Origin of the sequence: Verrucosispora sp. FIM060022, from assembly GCF_003977705.1 — a bacterium.
GTDB lineage: Bacteria > Actinomycetota > Actinomycetes > Mycobacteriales > Micromonosporaceae > Micromonospora > Micromonospora gifhornensis.
Genome location: NZ_RQIV01000001.1, coordinates 1,170,825 through 1,184,635, shown reverse-complemented (window position 1 = coordinate 1,184,635; position 13,811 = coordinate 1,170,825). Strand labels below are relative to the sequence as shown.

10 protein-coding genes are annotated in these 13,811 nt (G+C 72.0%); 7 read left to right on the top strand and 3 right to left on the bottom strand.

Features of this window, described 5'->3' with window-relative positions:
• Positions 1-3: 3 nt before the first annotated feature.
• From EG812_RS05205 to hppD, 3 genes are read right to left on the bottom strand one after another with little or no spacing between them, the layout of a single operon-like run.
• A complete protein-coding gene (locus EG812_RS05205) occupies positions 4-1,500 on the bottom strand; it encodes an amino acid adenylation domain-containing protein (protein ID WP_126710873.1) in 1,497 nt (498 codons plus the stop codon).
• Complete coding sequence (locus EG812_RS05200) at positions 1,497-3,896, bottom strand: aminotransferase class I/II-fold pyridoxal phosphate-dependent enzyme (RefSeq protein WP_126710872.1); 2,400 nt, start codon at positions 3,894-3,896, stop codon at positions 1,497-1,499. Before EG812_RS05200 ends, EG812_RS05205 begins: the two co-directional genes overlap by 4 nt.
• A complete protein-coding gene (gene hppD / locus EG812_RS05195; protein WP_050814760.1) occupies positions 3,893-4,930 on the bottom strand; it encodes a 4-hydroxyphenylpyruvate dioxygenase in 1,038 nt (345 codons plus the stop codon). Before hppD ends, EG812_RS05200 begins: the two co-directional genes overlap by 4 nt.
• A gap of 163 nt (positions 4,931-5,093) precedes the next feature.
• Here hppD and EG812_RS05190 point away from each other — a divergent pair, with 163 nt between their 5' ends.
• The 7 genes from EG812_RS05190 to EG812_RS05160 are packed head-to-tail and all read left to right on the top strand — an operon-like array spanning position 5,094 to position 13,809.
• Positions 5,094-6,221 (top strand): Glu/Leu/Phe/Val dehydrogenase dimerization domain-containing protein, encoded by a 1,128-nt coding sequence (locus EG812_RS05190; protein WP_158632484.1) that lies wholly within the window; start codon positions 5,094-5,096, stop codon positions 6,219-6,221.
• Positions 6,222-6,250: 29 nt separating this feature from the next.
• A complete protein-coding gene (locus tag EG812_RS05185) occupies positions 6,251-7,183 on the top strand; it encodes an NAD(P)-dependent oxidoreductase (RefSeq protein WP_158632483.1) in 933 nt (310 codons plus the stop codon).
• Entirely contained in the window at positions 7,180-8,304 is a 1,125-nt protein-coding gene (locus tag EG812_RS05180; protein ID WP_126710869.1) for a sulfotransferase family protein, read from the top strand. The genes EG812_RS05185 and EG812_RS05180 overlap by 4 nt, the downstream gene beginning before the upstream one ends.
• 48 nt (positions 8,305-8,352) lie before the next feature.
• Complete coding sequence (locus EG812_RS05175; RefSeq protein ID WP_233579380.1) at positions 8,353-9,588, top strand: ABC transporter substrate-binding protein; 1,236 nt, start codon at positions 8,353-8,355, stop codon at positions 9,586-9,588.
• Positions 9,585-11,243: a thiamine pyrophosphate-dependent enzyme gene (locus tag EG812_RS05170; protein ID WP_126710868.1), complete on the top strand. Its 1,659-nt coding sequence runs from the start codon at positions 9,585-9,587 to the stop codon at positions 11,241-11,243. The genes EG812_RS05175 and EG812_RS05170 overlap by 4 nt, the downstream gene beginning before the upstream one ends.
• Entirely contained in the window at positions 11,240-12,664 is a 1,425-nt protein-coding gene (locus EG812_RS05165) for an FAD-binding oxidoreductase (protein WP_126710867.1), read from the top strand. The genes EG812_RS05170 and EG812_RS05165 overlap by 4 nt, the downstream gene beginning before the upstream one ends.
• On the top strand, positions 12,661-13,809 hold the full coding sequence (locus EG812_RS05160) for an aminotransferase class I/II-fold pyridoxal phosphate-dependent enzyme (protein ID WP_013734206.1): 1,149 nt from the start codon (positions 12,661-12,663) through the stop codon (positions 13,807-13,809). The genes EG812_RS05165 and EG812_RS05160 overlap by 4 nt, the downstream gene beginning before the upstream one ends.
• The last annotated feature ends 2 nt before the right edge of the window (positions 13,810-13,811 follow it).

The following is a 13,811-nucleotide window of genomic DNA, read 5'->3' as shown; positions in this document are numbered from 1 at the left end:
TCATCAGGGCAGACGGATCCGCGCGAGCGCGGCGCGATCCACCTTCCCGGTCGTCGTGGTGGGCATGGTGCGCAGCGCACCGATCGCGGTGGGTCGCATGTGTCCGGGCAGCTTGTCGCGCAGGTACGCGCGAAGCGTGTCGAGCGCCGACGCCGACGCGGCCGGGCGCAGCTGCACGTACCCGACGAGACGCTGGTCCGCGCCGACCGGTACGACCACGGCGGCGGCCACCGCGACGTCGGGGTGTTCGCTCATCACGTTCTCGATCTCGCCGAGCTCTATCCGGTGGCCACGGATCTTCACCTGGTCGTCGTCGCGGCCCCGCAGTTCGAGCCGCCCGTCGGGCAGCACCAGCGCCCGGTCGCCGGTGCGGTAGAGCCGCTCGCCGGGATGATCGGGGTCGGGTACGAAGCGCTCGGCGGTCAGCGCGGGCCGGCCGAGATAGCCACGGGCCAGGCAGACACCACCGAGGCAGAGTTCGCCGACGGTACCGGGAGGCACCGGTCGCAGCGCGCGGTCCAGGACCACCGCCCGGGTGCCGGGAATCGCGGTACCGATCGGCAGCACGGCGGGTTGTGGCCCGGGCGGCACGATGTCGCTGACCGCGTACATGGTCGCCTCGGTGGGGCCGTACAGGTGGTGCACCCGCTCGACGCGCTCCGCCAGTCGACCGCCGAGGGCCGGTGGCACCCGGTCGCCGCCGATCAGGGCAACCAGCCCGCCGTCCCCGGTCCAGCCAGCGGTGAACAGCATCTGCCAGGTCAAGGGGGTGGCGTGCAGGTAGCGCGGCGTGGTGGTGGCCAGCAGCCGCGCCAGGTCGGGGCCGCTGCGCGCCTGCTCACGGCCGGCGATCTCGACCTGTCCGCCCGTGGTGAGCGGCATCAGCAGTTCCAGCATGGCGATGTCGAAGGTGAGCGGGGTGACTGCGAGGAGGCGTTCGCCAGGGGCGTAGGTCAGCGCCTCGGCGGTCGCGGTGAGGCAGTTGGCCAGCGCGCCGTGGGTGACGCCGACTCCCTTGGGGCGCCCGGTGGAGCCGGAGGTGTAGAGCAGGCAGGCGAGCTGCTGCGGATGGCCGTCGAAGTCGACCTCCCCGGACACCGGGGCGAGCGTGTCCAGGCGCAGCACCGGCAGCCCGGCCAGGGTGGGCGGCACCTGTTGCGTCCCGTCGGTGAGCAGGAGGCGGGCCTGGGCGTCGGTGGCGACGTAGCGGAGCCGGTCCGCCGGGTGGGTGGCGTCCATCGGTACGCAGACCGCACCGGCCGCGGCGATGCCCAGCAGCACCGCGGGCAGGTCCGCGCTGCGGTCGGCCAGGACCGCGACCCGGTCCTCGGCCCGGATTCCGGCGGCGGCAAGCCGGTCGGCCACGGCCCGGGCCAGACCGGCGACGGCCTGGTAGTCGCGGGTGTGGGACCCCTGACGTACGGCCGGGGCGTGCGGAGCACGCTGCGTCCACCGACGCACCATCTGGGGTACGGCGAGGGTCGTACCGGCCGCCGTCATGACACGGTCTCCGTGATGAAGCGGGCCAGCCGTCCGACGCCGTCGACGATCTCCTGCTCGGTGAGGTAGCTGACGGACAGACGTACGGCGTGCTGCCCGGCGTCGGGGTGCACGTGGAAGTAGCTCATCGGCGTCCACAGCACCCCGTACCTGCGGGCGCAGTCGTCGAGTTGCTCGTCGCCGGCGACGAACGGCACGGTCAGGCTCAGGAAGAAGCCGCTGTCCGGGTCGTTCCAGCTGATCCCGAGCCGGTCGCGTACCGGCTGCGGGAATCGGCGGTCCAGCTCGGCGCGGAGCAGGCGCATCATCGCCGAGTATCGGCGGGCGGCCGGTGCGGTGGCCTCGCCGAGCCGGTGACCGGCGCGCAGCAGCAGTCCACCGATGAGTGCCTGGCTGACCGGTGAGGTGTTCACCGTGACCATGCTCTTGATCTTGCTGAGTTCGTCGGCCAGCAGGCCGGTGCCGTCGGGCCGGTACACGGTCTGGTCGGCGATGACATAGCCCACGCGGGCACCGGGAAACGCCGACTTGGCGAACGATCCCACGTGGACGACCTGCCCGTGTCGATCGAGCGCCTTGAGCGTGGGTGGACGGTCGGCGGGACCGAGCAGCCGGTACGGGGTGTCTTCGAGCACCACCGTGCCGTACGGCCGCAGCACCCGCAGCAGCTGCTCGCGGGCGTGGCGGCTCATCGTGGTGCCGGAGGGATTGGCGGCGTCCGGGACCAGGTACAGCAGTCGGGCCCGTCGCTTCTCGGCGTGCAGCCGGGCCAGCAGGCGGTCCAGATACGCCAGGTCGGGACCGTCGGTGGTCTCCGGGACCGCCTCGACACGCACGCCGAGCAGACTCGCCACGCCGGTGACGCCGGTGTAGCAGGGATCGGGAACCAGCAGCACGTCGTCGGGGTCGGCACAGAATGCCCGGACGGTGATCAACAGCCCTTCCTGCGCCCCGACCGTGATCACGTACGCCTCGGGGGCGACGTGGATTCCCTCGTCCTGGGCGACCGTCCGGGCGACGATGTCGCGGATCGTGCCGGCGGTCGGGCCGTACTGGAACAGCTCACGGGTCAGGGCGTTCCCGGTCTGTCCGCCGGCCTGCCGGTGTTCGAGGTAGGCGCCCAGGTGCCCGGACAGCTCCGCCAGGTCGTACCCGTCCTCGAAGGGACGACCGGGTGCGAACGACACTGCGTCGGGATAGCGGGCGACGATCTCGTTGAGGAAGGTCATGGTGCGCAGCACCGGATGACGCAGGCTCGCGTGCAGGTCGGTGAGATGCAGGCCGGTCGGCAGCGCGCCGCCGGTCCGCTCGGGTGGACCGGTGGCCGGGGCGGTGACGGGGGCGGTGACCGTCGCCGGACCGATGGCGGCGACGGTGGCCAGACCGGTCAGGAACATGCTCTCGACGAACTCCTCGGTCAGGATGCGGAGGACCTCGCCGACCCCCTGTTCCCCGTCGACGGCCAGCCCGTGCAGCACCGGCCGTCCGACCAGCACCCCGGTGGCGCCGAGAGCCAGTGCGCCGAGGACGTCGGCGCCGGTGCGTACGCCGCCGTCGAGCAGGACCACGGCGGCGCCGTCGACGGCGCGGGCCACCTCGGGCAGGGCGTCGAGGGACGCGGGCGCGCCGTCGAGCTGCCGTCCACCGTGGTTGGAGACGACGACACCGGCGACGCCTGCCGCGACGGCCAGTCGGGCGTCCTCGGCGGTCAGCACCCCCTTGACGATCACGGGGAGCGTGGTCGAGGCGCACAACCGGGCGACAGCGTCCCAGGTGAGCCCGGTCGCGAAGTGGCTCTCCGCGTGCCCGGCGGGACGGGCGGCCCCGGTGCGCCAGGACGCGGGCAGGTTGACCGGTGCGACGCCGTCCGGCAGCCGGAAGCCGTTGCGCAGGTCACGCAGGCGGCGACCGAGACGGGGAGCGTCGACGGTGAGCACCAGCGCGTCGAACCCCGCCCGCTCGGCCGTACGCACCAGATGTGCCGTCGCGGCGGGATCACGCAGTGGGTACAGCTGCAACCACAGCGGCGCGGTGGTCTCTGCGCGGATCTCGTCGAACGCGCGACCGGCCATGGTGCTGACGACGAGCGGTACGCCACAGGCACCGGCGGCCCGCGCGGTGGCCAGTTCGCCGTCCGGATGGACCAGGGTGTGGTACGCCAGCGGCGCGATGCCGACCGGGGCGGCCCAGACGCCACCGAGGACGTTGACCCTCGGGTCGACCTCGGTCACCCCGGTCAGCACCCGGGGCCGGAGCCTGATCCGCGCGAACGCGTCCCGGTTGGCCGCGAGGGTCCGTTCCCGGCCGGCGCCGCCCTCGACGAAGTCCCAGACCTCGACGGGTAGCTTGCTGCGGGCGGTGGCGGCGAGGTCGTCGAGGGTGAGGTACGCCGTCATCGGGTCCGCGTGCTCTCGCGTTGGCGCTCGCGTTCCACCGCCTCGTAGAGGGCGCGGATGTTGGCGCTGCCGAAGCCACGGGCGTCGTTGCGCTGGATCAGCTCGTAGAAGAGGGTCCGACGCGGGTACGGCGAGCGGGTGAAGATCTGGAGCAGGTAGCCCCACTCGTCGCAGTCGGCGAGCACCCCGGTGTCGCGCAGGTCGGCGATGCGGTCGCGCAGCGAGGTGACCCGTTCCAGCAACGTCTCGTAGTAGACGCCGGGTGGGGTGAGGAAGCTGACCCCGGCGTCGCGCCCCTGCCGGACGGCGGTGACGATGTCGTCGACGAGGAAGGCCAGGTGCTGCACGCCCGCTCCGGCGTGCCGGTCGAGGAACTCGTCGATCTGTCCGGGCGCGTGCGACAGGTCGGGCTCGATGAGGGTGAAGGTGATGGCGCCGGACGGGCTGCGGACCACCACCGAATCCATCGCCTGTGCCCCGACCTCGATGTACTCGCTGGAGTAGCGGGGCAGGCCGAAGGCGTCGGCGTAGTGGTCGGCGGTCTGTTGCAGGGTCCCCCCGGGCAGGCAGACGGCGATGTGGTCGAGGGCCTGGATGTCGAGCGCGCCCCGGGAGACGGGCTGTTCGGGCAGGTAGGTCCAGGACAGGCCGGGCGGCAGAGGATCGGCTCCGACGGGGAGCAGGGTGTGCACGACGGGTCCGAACCCCGCGGCGCGGGCGGCGCCGGCCGGCGCGGGCAGCATCGGCGTCGCGGACCGTACGAGCCGGCGGACGTCCGCGTCGAGGTCGGTGCTCGTCATCGGGACGTCGATGATGCCCGCGCCGTGCCGGTCGAGGTGCTTCGCGTACGGCCCGTGGGCGCCTACCGGGGACGACACGACGATGGTCACCGGGCCGTTTCGCAACGCCAACGCCTGCCGATCGGCGTCGACGGCGCGGGCCGCCGGAGCGAAGGCGAGTTGGTCGGACAGGTAGCCGATGACGCTCTGCGGATCGTCGGTGACCAGGTCCAGGTACGGGATGTCACGGAACACTTCGACTCCCACCACTGTTGACTGTTGTTATGTCTGCTTTACTCTTGTCACGTTAGTTGTTTAGTATCGCCTCGTCAACGGCGCGCGGGACGCGGACCGCCACGGCAGCCGACGTCGGTGTGACCGGCGGCTTTTCCCTGATCGGAGTCGCATGACCAGTCAGATGAGGATCCTTATCCGCGACGAGAAGAACGACGTCGAGGCGTTCGTCGTCGTCGACTCACTCGTCGCCGGCCGGGCGATGGGCGGAACCCGGATGACCACCGACGTCACCGTCGACGAGGTCGCCGGCCTCGCCTCGGCGATGACGAGAAAACTGGCTCTGGCCGGGGTGCCGATCGGCGGCGCGAAGGCCGGCATCCGCTGCGGTCTGCCACCGGGGCCGCACCGCGACAAGGTCCTGACGGCGTTCGGCCGGCAGATCACCCCGCTGCTGCGCGGCGGCCTGTACCTCGGCTCGGACCAGGGCATCACGCACGACGACCGGGATCTGTTCTTTTCCGCCGCCGGCTTCGATCCCCGGCGTCAACTCCCCTGGCTGCCGTGCAGTTGGGGGGAACTGTGGCAGCGCTGCCGCGAGGTGACCGGGCTCGGGGTCTGCGAGGCGGTCGACACCGCCGCCGACCAACTCCTCGGACCGGAGGCGGTGCGTTCCATCGTCATCCAGGGCTTCGGTGTCGTCGGCCGGGCGGTCGCCTCCGGGCTCGCCGCCCGCGGCTATCCGATCGTCGCCGTCGCCGACCGGCTCGGCACCATCAGCGCCACCGGCGGACTCCCGGTCAGCGCGCTGCTGGACGCCACCGACAGCACCGGCACCATCGACCGACGCCGCCTGCCCACCGGACTCGAGTTGACCGACACGCCGGACGCCTGGCTCGACGTCCCCGCCGACGTCCTGGTCCTCGCCGCCGGCAGCGGCGCCGTCAACGAGACGAACGTGGACCGGGTCATCCCGCACCTGCTCGTCGAGGCCGGCAACCTGACCTGCACCCCCGCCGCCGAGAAGCTGCTCATCCAGCGCGGCGCGCACACCCTGCCCGGCCCGGTGGTCAACGTCGGGGCGGCGGCGGTGACAGGAATGCTGCTGACCAACTCGGTCGGCACGTACACCGACCCGGACAGCCTGGTCGCCGCCCTGTTCGAGACCGTCGCCACGATCATCCGGGGCAACACGGCCGAAGTCATCACCCAGGCCCACGGCACCGACCGCCCGCTGAGCGTCGTCGCCGACGCCCTCGCCGCCCAGCGCGTCCACGCACGCGCCACCGCCGCGGAACCGCTGAGCGTATGAGCCCGCGCGTCTGTGTGTACCACCCGAGCATGGGCCCGGCCATCACCCGGGCACTTCAGGCAGCCCACCCAGGGGTACGCGTCGACGTCGCGTCCGACCTGCGGACCGACCCGCCGCAGCCGGAGACGATCGACGTACTGGTCGCCAACCGGCTGCCGGACGGCCTGCTGAGTCGGTGCACCCGACTGTCCTGGCTGCACCTGACCGGAACCGGCACGGATCATCTCGCCGCCGCCGGTGCGCCGCCCGGACTGCGGGTCACCACCTCCGCCACCGTCCCCGTCCGGGCCGTCGCCGAGTTCGCCTGGACGGCGGTCCTGGCGTTGGCCAAGGACCTGCCCCGACTCCGTGACCAGCAGCACGAGCATCGCTGGCAGCTACCCGACGCACGGCTGGTCGCCGGCTCCCGACTGCTGCTGCTCGGCCTGGGCCGCATCGGTTCGGCGGTAGCCGAACTGGCCGCCGCGTTCGGGGTACGGGTCACCGCGATCACCCGCACCGCCCGACCGTCACCACTGGCCGGCACGGTCCTGCCGCCGCACGTCCTGCGGGCCGCCGCCGCGGACACGGACCACCTCGTCAACACCCTGCCGAGCAACCCGGGCACCCGCGGTCTGGTCGACCGGCAGGTGATCGAGGCACTGCCGGACGACGCGGTCGTGGTCAACGTCGGCCGCGCCGACACCGTGGACACCGCCGCCCTGGTCGACAGGTTGCGGGCCGGGCGGTTGCGCGGCGCGGTACTGGACGTGCACGACGAGGAGCCGCTGCCACCGAACAGCCCGCTGTGGAGCGTGCCCCGGTTGTTCGTCACGCCGCACGGGGCGTACCGCTTCCCCGAGGAGGAACACGCTGTGGCGAAGGTCTTCCTCGCCGAGTTCGCGGCCTGGTCGGCCGCGGTGGCACCGGCCGACCAGGGTGCTGCCGGCTGCCCCTACCTGGCCCGGACGGAGATCGCATGACCACCCAGGTCACCCTCGACACCACCGCCATGCTCGCCGAGGCGGACCACCCGGTCGACCCGGACGCCCACTACCAGCAGGGCCTGCACCGGCTCGCCGACGCCCTCCGCAGGGAGGCCCGACTGCACCCGCAGGGTGCGGCCGCCGTACACGCCGGTCTGGTCGCGGCCCTCCGGACGCGGACCGCGGTGGACCGGCTGCACGCGCAGGTACCGCAGGTCGGCGCCGTCCCGGTGCGCCGGCCGATCTTCGTGACCGGGCTGCTGAGAAGCGGCACCACCCTCGTGCAGAACCTGCTCACCGAACACCCCGCGCTGCGGGCGCCCGCGTTGTGGGAGCTGATGCTGCCGGTCAGCGAACCCGGCGCGGACGCGCGGACGCTCGCCGACCGGGCCCAGGGGTACGTCGCCGAGTACTACCGGGTCGCCCCGCTGTTGCGGTCGATGCACTTCCTCGACGCGAACCGCCCCGACGAGTGCCACCGGCTGACCGGCAACGCCTTCGCCAGCATGGTCTACGGAATGCGCTACCGGGTGCCGTCGTACGACCGTTGGCTCGACGAGACCGGCATGGTGCAGGCGTACCGGGACCACCGACGCCAACTCCAGGCGATCCTGTGGCGTCGCCCCGGCCGTCAGGTGGTCCTCAAGTGCCCGTTCCACCTGTGGCATCTGCGCGACCTGGTCCAGGTCTACCCCGACGCGCGGATCGTGGTGCTGCACCGCGATCCCGCCGTCACCGTGGCCTCCACCTGTCTGCTCTGCGAGACGGTACGCGGCGCCCGCACCGCGACCATCGACCGGCACGAGATAGGTCGGCAGTGGTCGACGGCGGTCGGCACCGGACTGCGCCGCTACGCGCGCGACCGCGGCACCCTGCCCCCGACGGTGCAACTGATCGAGGCGGACTACCCCGCCCTGCTCCGCGATCCGATCGCCGTCCTGCGCGACATCTGCGACCAGCTCGGCATCGGGCTGGCGGCACCGGCCGAGGCGGCCATGCGCCGCTACCTCGCGAACCACCCGCAGTACAGCACCGGTGCCTACCGGTACCGGGCCGAAGACTACGGACTCGATCCGGCCCGCCTGGCCCGGGAGTTCGCCGCGTTCCACCGTCCGTGACTCCGCACCGCGACCAGCAGCAGCACCGCCGCACCAGGGAGGACCCCCGTGACCACACCCCAATCTCGCGCCGCTGCGCTGATCGCGGCCACCAACGACGCCACGGTCGGGGCGGGCGAGGCGCTCACCATCGGCTTGTTGACGCCGGTCACCGGTCCCGGTGACGCCACCGCCGGTGAACTCATCGTGCGGGCGGCCTGCCTCGGCGCGGAGTACCTCAACGAACGCGGCGGCGTACGCGGCGGGCTGCCGGTGCGGCTGGTGCTGCAGAACGACCAGCCCCTGGAGGAGGGCGAGATCATGCAGCGCAGCGCCGTCGGCGGGCTGGCGAAGCTCGCCCTGGTGGACCAGGTGCACGCGGTCATCGGGCAGTGGCATCTGCGGACCGCGCCCGGGGTGTCGGCGGCCGCCGAACTGTTCGGCGTGCCGCTGTTCGTGGAGAACGGGCACAGCACGCTCACCCAGCAACGTCGCCGCACCCTCTTCCGCACCTACTTCACCATCGCCGACCGGGCCCCGATGATCGCCGACCTGCTCGTCGAACAGGGGGTCCGCAAGGCGGGGATCCTCGCGGCGGACACCGTCTTCGGTCTGATGAACGCCGACACCATCGCCGACGAGTTGACCGCCCGCGGCGTCGAGGTGCTCCGCTTCGACTTCCCGCAGGACACCACCGACGACGTCCGCGACCAGCTCCGGGCGGTCAAGGACTTCGCACCGGACGTCCTCATCAACGGCGGCGTGGTCCGCACCAACTACATGATCATCCAACAGGCCGCGGAAGTCGGACTGCTGCCCGGACCGATGCTCGTGGTCCTCTTCCCCTTCCCGATGCGCTCGCAGGACTACTGGCGTCTCGCCGGCGAGGTCGGCAACCACGTCATCTGGCCCGCGCTGCTGTACCGGCCGTCCTGGCCGGGCCTGACGGAGATCGGTCGCTGGTTCACCGAGCGCTACGCCGAACGCTTCGGTTCGTTCCCACCGGACAACGCGCTGAACGCCTTCACCGACGTCACGATCCTCGGCCAGGCCGCCGACGCCGCGAGCGAACTGAGCCGCGAGGCGCTGATCGAGGCGCTGGAGACCCACGAGTTCGACACCTGGCGGGGCCCGGTGCGGTTCCAGCGGGACGACCAGCACTGGCATCACAGCCCGCCACCTATCGTCCTGATGCAGTACCAGCAGGTCGGACAGACCTTCGACGAGGCGACGATCGTCTACCCGCCCGAGGCCCGTACCGGCACGCTGACCCGCCCCGACCACGACGCGCAGGTCGTCCGGTGACCGATCACGCAGGTACGACGGCCGCCGCCCGGCTCGTCGCCACGCTGCGCGCGCACGGCGTGGACCGCGTCTTCTGCGTACCGGGCGAGAGTTTCCTGCCGGTGCTGGACGGGCTCGCCGACGCCGGCATCGACCTGGTCACCTGCCGCCACGAGGGTGGGGCCGCCTTCATGGCGCTGGCGGACGCCAAACTCACCGGCACACCGGGGGTGGTGCTCGTCAACCGCGGCCCGGGTGCGACGAACGCCGCGATCGCGGTGCACTCGGCGGACCTCGACGCCACCGGGCTGCTGCTGATCGTCGGCGACGTGCCCACCGCCGAGCGCGGGCGACGCTCCTTCCAGGAACTCGACCACCAGGGCACCTTCGCCGGCATGTCGCGCGGGGTGTTCACCGTCGGGCATCCCCACCACGTCGCCGAGTTCACCGCTCGTGCTCTCGCCGCCGCACGCGGTGGGGTACCCGGACCGGCGGTGCTCGTCGTACCGGAGGACGTGCTCACCGCACCGGTGCCGGTGTCCGGCTCCGGGGCACCGGTGGCGACCGAGGTCGCCCCTGCGTCGGCCGACACGATCGACCGGACCCTGGCCCTGCTGTCCGCGAGTCGACGACCGGTCCTGGTCGCCGGCTCCCAGGTGGACACCCCGCAGGGCCGGCGCGCGCTGAAAGAGGCCGCCCACCGGCACCGCCTGCCGGTGCTGGTGACGAACAAGCGGCAGGACCTGTACGACAACACCGACCCGTTGTACGCCGGGCACCTGCACCTGGCGACCCCGGCACACCAGCGCGACCTGGTCGGCCGCGCCGACCTGGTGCTGGCCGTCGGCACCCGACTCGACGCCGTCAGCACCCAGCGGTACACGCTGCCCGACCCGGGCACCGCCCTGGTGCACGTGTACCCCGACGCGACGGTGCCCGGTGGTGCCTACCGGCCCCGGCTGGCGTACGCCTGCTCCCCGATCGCCTTCCTGGAGCAGCTCGCCGCCGCACCGCCGCGTGCCACCGTCGACGACGACTGGGTCCGGCAACTCGCCGACCACGAGGCCGAACAGGCACGGTGGGCTCCCGTCACCGCCGGCGACGGGGTGGTGTTCGGTCGGGTCGTCGCGGTGCTGAGCGACCTGACCTCGGGGCGTGGCGTGGTCACCATCGACGCGGGCAACTTCACCTCCTGGGTGCACCGGTACCACCGGGTGGTCGAGGAAGGTCGGCTGCTGGGCATTGGGTCGAGCGCGATGGGTTTCGGCGTACCGGCGGGTGTGGCGGCCGCACTGCGTCACCCGGAGCAGCCCACGGTCGTCTTCGTCGGCGACGGGGGTTTCCTGATGACCGGCAGCGAACTGGCCACCGCGGTCCAGCGCCACGCCCGAGTGGTCATCGTCGTCGCCGACAACGGCAGCTACGGCACCATCCGCCAACACCAGGAGCGCCGCTGTCCGGGGCGGGTCGTCGGCACCGACCTGACCAATCCCGACTTCGCCCTGCTCGCCCACGCGTACGGGGCGTTGGGTCTCACCATCGGCACCGACGCCGAGGTGGAGCCGGTGCTGTCGAAGGCGCTCGCCCACCCCGGCCCGGTCGTGGTGCACGTACGCACCAGCCTCACGCACATCTCCGCCTACCAGCGCCTCACCGCCCCCGGGAGGGTCCGATGAACCTCGTGCAGCGACTGACCGGTCTCGTCGGTGCCGACCACGTGCTGCTCGGTGACGCGATCGGCGCCCGGTACGCACAGGATCTGTGGGGCAGCGACCGGGTCGGTACGCCGACGGTGGTGGTCCGCCCGGCGGACACCGGTGAGGTCGCGGCCGTGCTGGCGGAGTGCCATCGGCGGCGTCAGCCGGTGGTGGTGCAGGGCGGGATGACCGGGCTGGTGGGCGGTGGCGTCCCGGACGCCCACGAGGTGGTGCTCTCGCTGGAACGGATGACCGCGATCGAGGAGATCGACGTGGTCGGCGCGACGATGACGGTCCAGGCGGGTGCGACGCTGCAACAGGTGCAGGAGGCCGCCGAGCGGCACGGGCTGATGTTCCCGCTGGACCTGGCCTCACGCGGGTCGTGCACGATCGGCGGCTGCCTGGCCACCAACGCGGGCGGTAACCGGGTGCTGCGCTACGGCATGACACGTGACCTGGTGCTCGGCGTCGAGGCGGTGCTCGCCGACGGGACCACGCTGCCCGGGCTGCACAAGCTGGTCAAGAACAACGCCGGGTACGACCTCAAGCATCTGTTCATCGGCTCCGAGGGAACACTCGGGGTGATCACCCGGGCGGTGCTGCGCCTTCAGCCCCTGCCCCGTACCCGTTATGTGGCCTTCTGCGGGCTGCCCGGCGTGGACGCGGCACTGGCGTTGCTGGGCCGGCTCCGCGCGGCGTTGCCGGGCTCGGTGAGCGCATTCGAGGCGATCTGGGACGAGGCGTACCAGTTGATCCTGCCGCTGCGCGACACGGTGCGGACGCCGCTCGTCGGCCGGTACCCGGTCTACGCGCTGGTGGAGATCCAGGGCTCGGACCCGGTCGGCGACACCGAGCGGTTCGTCTCGGCGCTCAACGGCTGCGACGACCTGATCACCGAGTCCGCCGTCGGGCTGGAACCCGCCGAGGTGGCGGCCCTGTGGGCGGTACGGGAACGAATCCCGTCGCTCATCCTCGGGGGCGAGGGGCCGTTGTTCGGCTTCGACGTGAGCCTGCCCGCGACGTGCCTGGAGGCCTACCTGGCCACTGTCGACCGTGAGTTGCGCGAGCTGTGGCCGCAGGTGTCGTTGCAGGTGTTCGGGCACCTGGGCGACGGCAACGTGCACATCGCGGTGATCACCGGCGAGACCACCCGTCGACGCAAGGCGGAGGTCGAGCACATCGTCTACCGCAACGTGGAGCGCTACCACGGGTCGATCTCCGCCGAGCACGGTATCGGCTTCGAGAAGGAGCCGTACCTGGCCTACTCTCGACGCCCGGCGGAGATCGCGACGATGCGCCTGCTCAAGCAGGCCCTCGACCCGCACGGCATCCTCAACGGCGGGCGGATCTTCGCCACCGGCGCCGGCCGGGTGCGGATCGAGTCGGAGGTGCCGGCATGACCCTGCTCCGCAGTTCCCTGCGCCCGTACGGGACCTCGATCTTCACCGCGATGAGCCAGCAGGCGGCCCGGCAGCAGGCGGTGAACCTGGCCCAGGGGGCACCGGACTTCGGTCCACCGGCCGCCCTGTTGGCCGCCGCCGACGAGGCGGTACGCAGGGGCGGGCACCAGTACAGCATGAGCATCGGGGTGCCCGCGCTGCGTCAGGCGGTCGCCGCCGACCTGCTGCGCCGCTATCGACGTCAGGTCGACCCGGAGACCGAGGTCACGGTGACCGCCGGTGCCAGCGAGGCGATCTGGTGCGCCGCGCTCGGGCTGCTCGAACCGGGCGACGAGGCGATCGTCCTGGAACCCTGCTACGAGCAGTACCCACCCACCGTGACCGCGGCCGGGGCGACGGTGCGCTACGTCCCCTGTGACTTCCCCGAGTTCCGGCTGGACCCCGAGCGGCTGGTCGAGGCGTTCAATCCGCGCACCCGACTGGTCTTCCTCAACACGCCGTGGAACCCGGCCGGTCGGGTGCTCCGCGAGCCGGAGCTGACGCTCATCGGCGAACTCGCCGAGAAGTACGACGCGTACCTGGTCGCGGACGAGACGTACGAGCACCTGACCTTCGACGGGGTGGCGCACCTTCCGGTCGCCGAGGTCGCGGCGTGCCGGGACCGTACCGTGACGATCTCGTCGGTGTCGAAGACCTTCTCGGCGACCGGATGGCGGGTCGGTTGGGCGGTGGCCCCACCGGCACTGACGGCGGCGCTGCGCGCGGTCAAGCAGTTCGTGACGTTCGCGCCGGCCACTCCCCTGCAACTGGCCACCGCCGTGATGGTGAACGAGGCCCCGGCCAGCGGCTACTACGAGCTGTTGCGCGCCCAGTACGCCCAGCGGCGGGCGGTGCTGCGGGACTACCTGCAACGCACCCCGCTGACCCTGGCCGACAACGAGGGGACCTTCTTCCTGCTCGGCAGGTGCGCCGACGACGACGTCGAGTACTGCACGGAGCTGATCCACAGCCGGGGGGTGGCGGCGATCCCGGCCTCCCGGTTCTACGCCGACCCGCAGCGGGGCCGAGGACTCGTCCGCTTCGCATTCTGCAAACGTCTCGATACGCTGCGGCTGGCGGGTGACCGTCTGACCGCGGGAGGGTGATC

Coding starts and splice junctions, on each gene's coding strand:
- EG812_RS05180 (WP_126710869.1), top strand. CDS start 7,180: ATGACCACCCAGGTCACCCTCGACACCACCGCCATGCTCGCCGAGGCG.
- EG812_RS05200 (WP_126710872.1), bottom strand. CDS start 3,896: ATGACGGCGTACCTCACCCTCGACGACCTCGCCGCCACCGCCCGCAGC.
- EG812_RS05205 (WP_126710873.1), bottom strand. CDS start 1,500: ATGACGGCGGCCGGTACGACCCTCGCCGTACCCCAGATGGTGCGTCGG.
- EG812_RS05190 (WP_158632484.1), top strand. CDS start 5,094: ATGAGGATCCTTATCCGCGACGAGAAGAACGACGTCGAGGCGTTCGTC.
- EG812_RS05160 (WP_013734206.1), top strand. CDS start 12,661: ATGACCCTGCTCCGCAGTTCCCTGCGCCCGTACGGGACCTCGATCTTC.
- EG812_RS05165 (WP_126710867.1), top strand. CDS start 11,240: ATGAACCTCGTGCAGCGACTGACCGGTCTCGTCGGTGCCGACCACGTG.
- EG812_RS05185 (WP_158632483.1), top strand. CDS start 6,251: ATGGGCCCGGCCATCACCCGGGCACTTCAGGCAGCCCACCCAGGGGTA.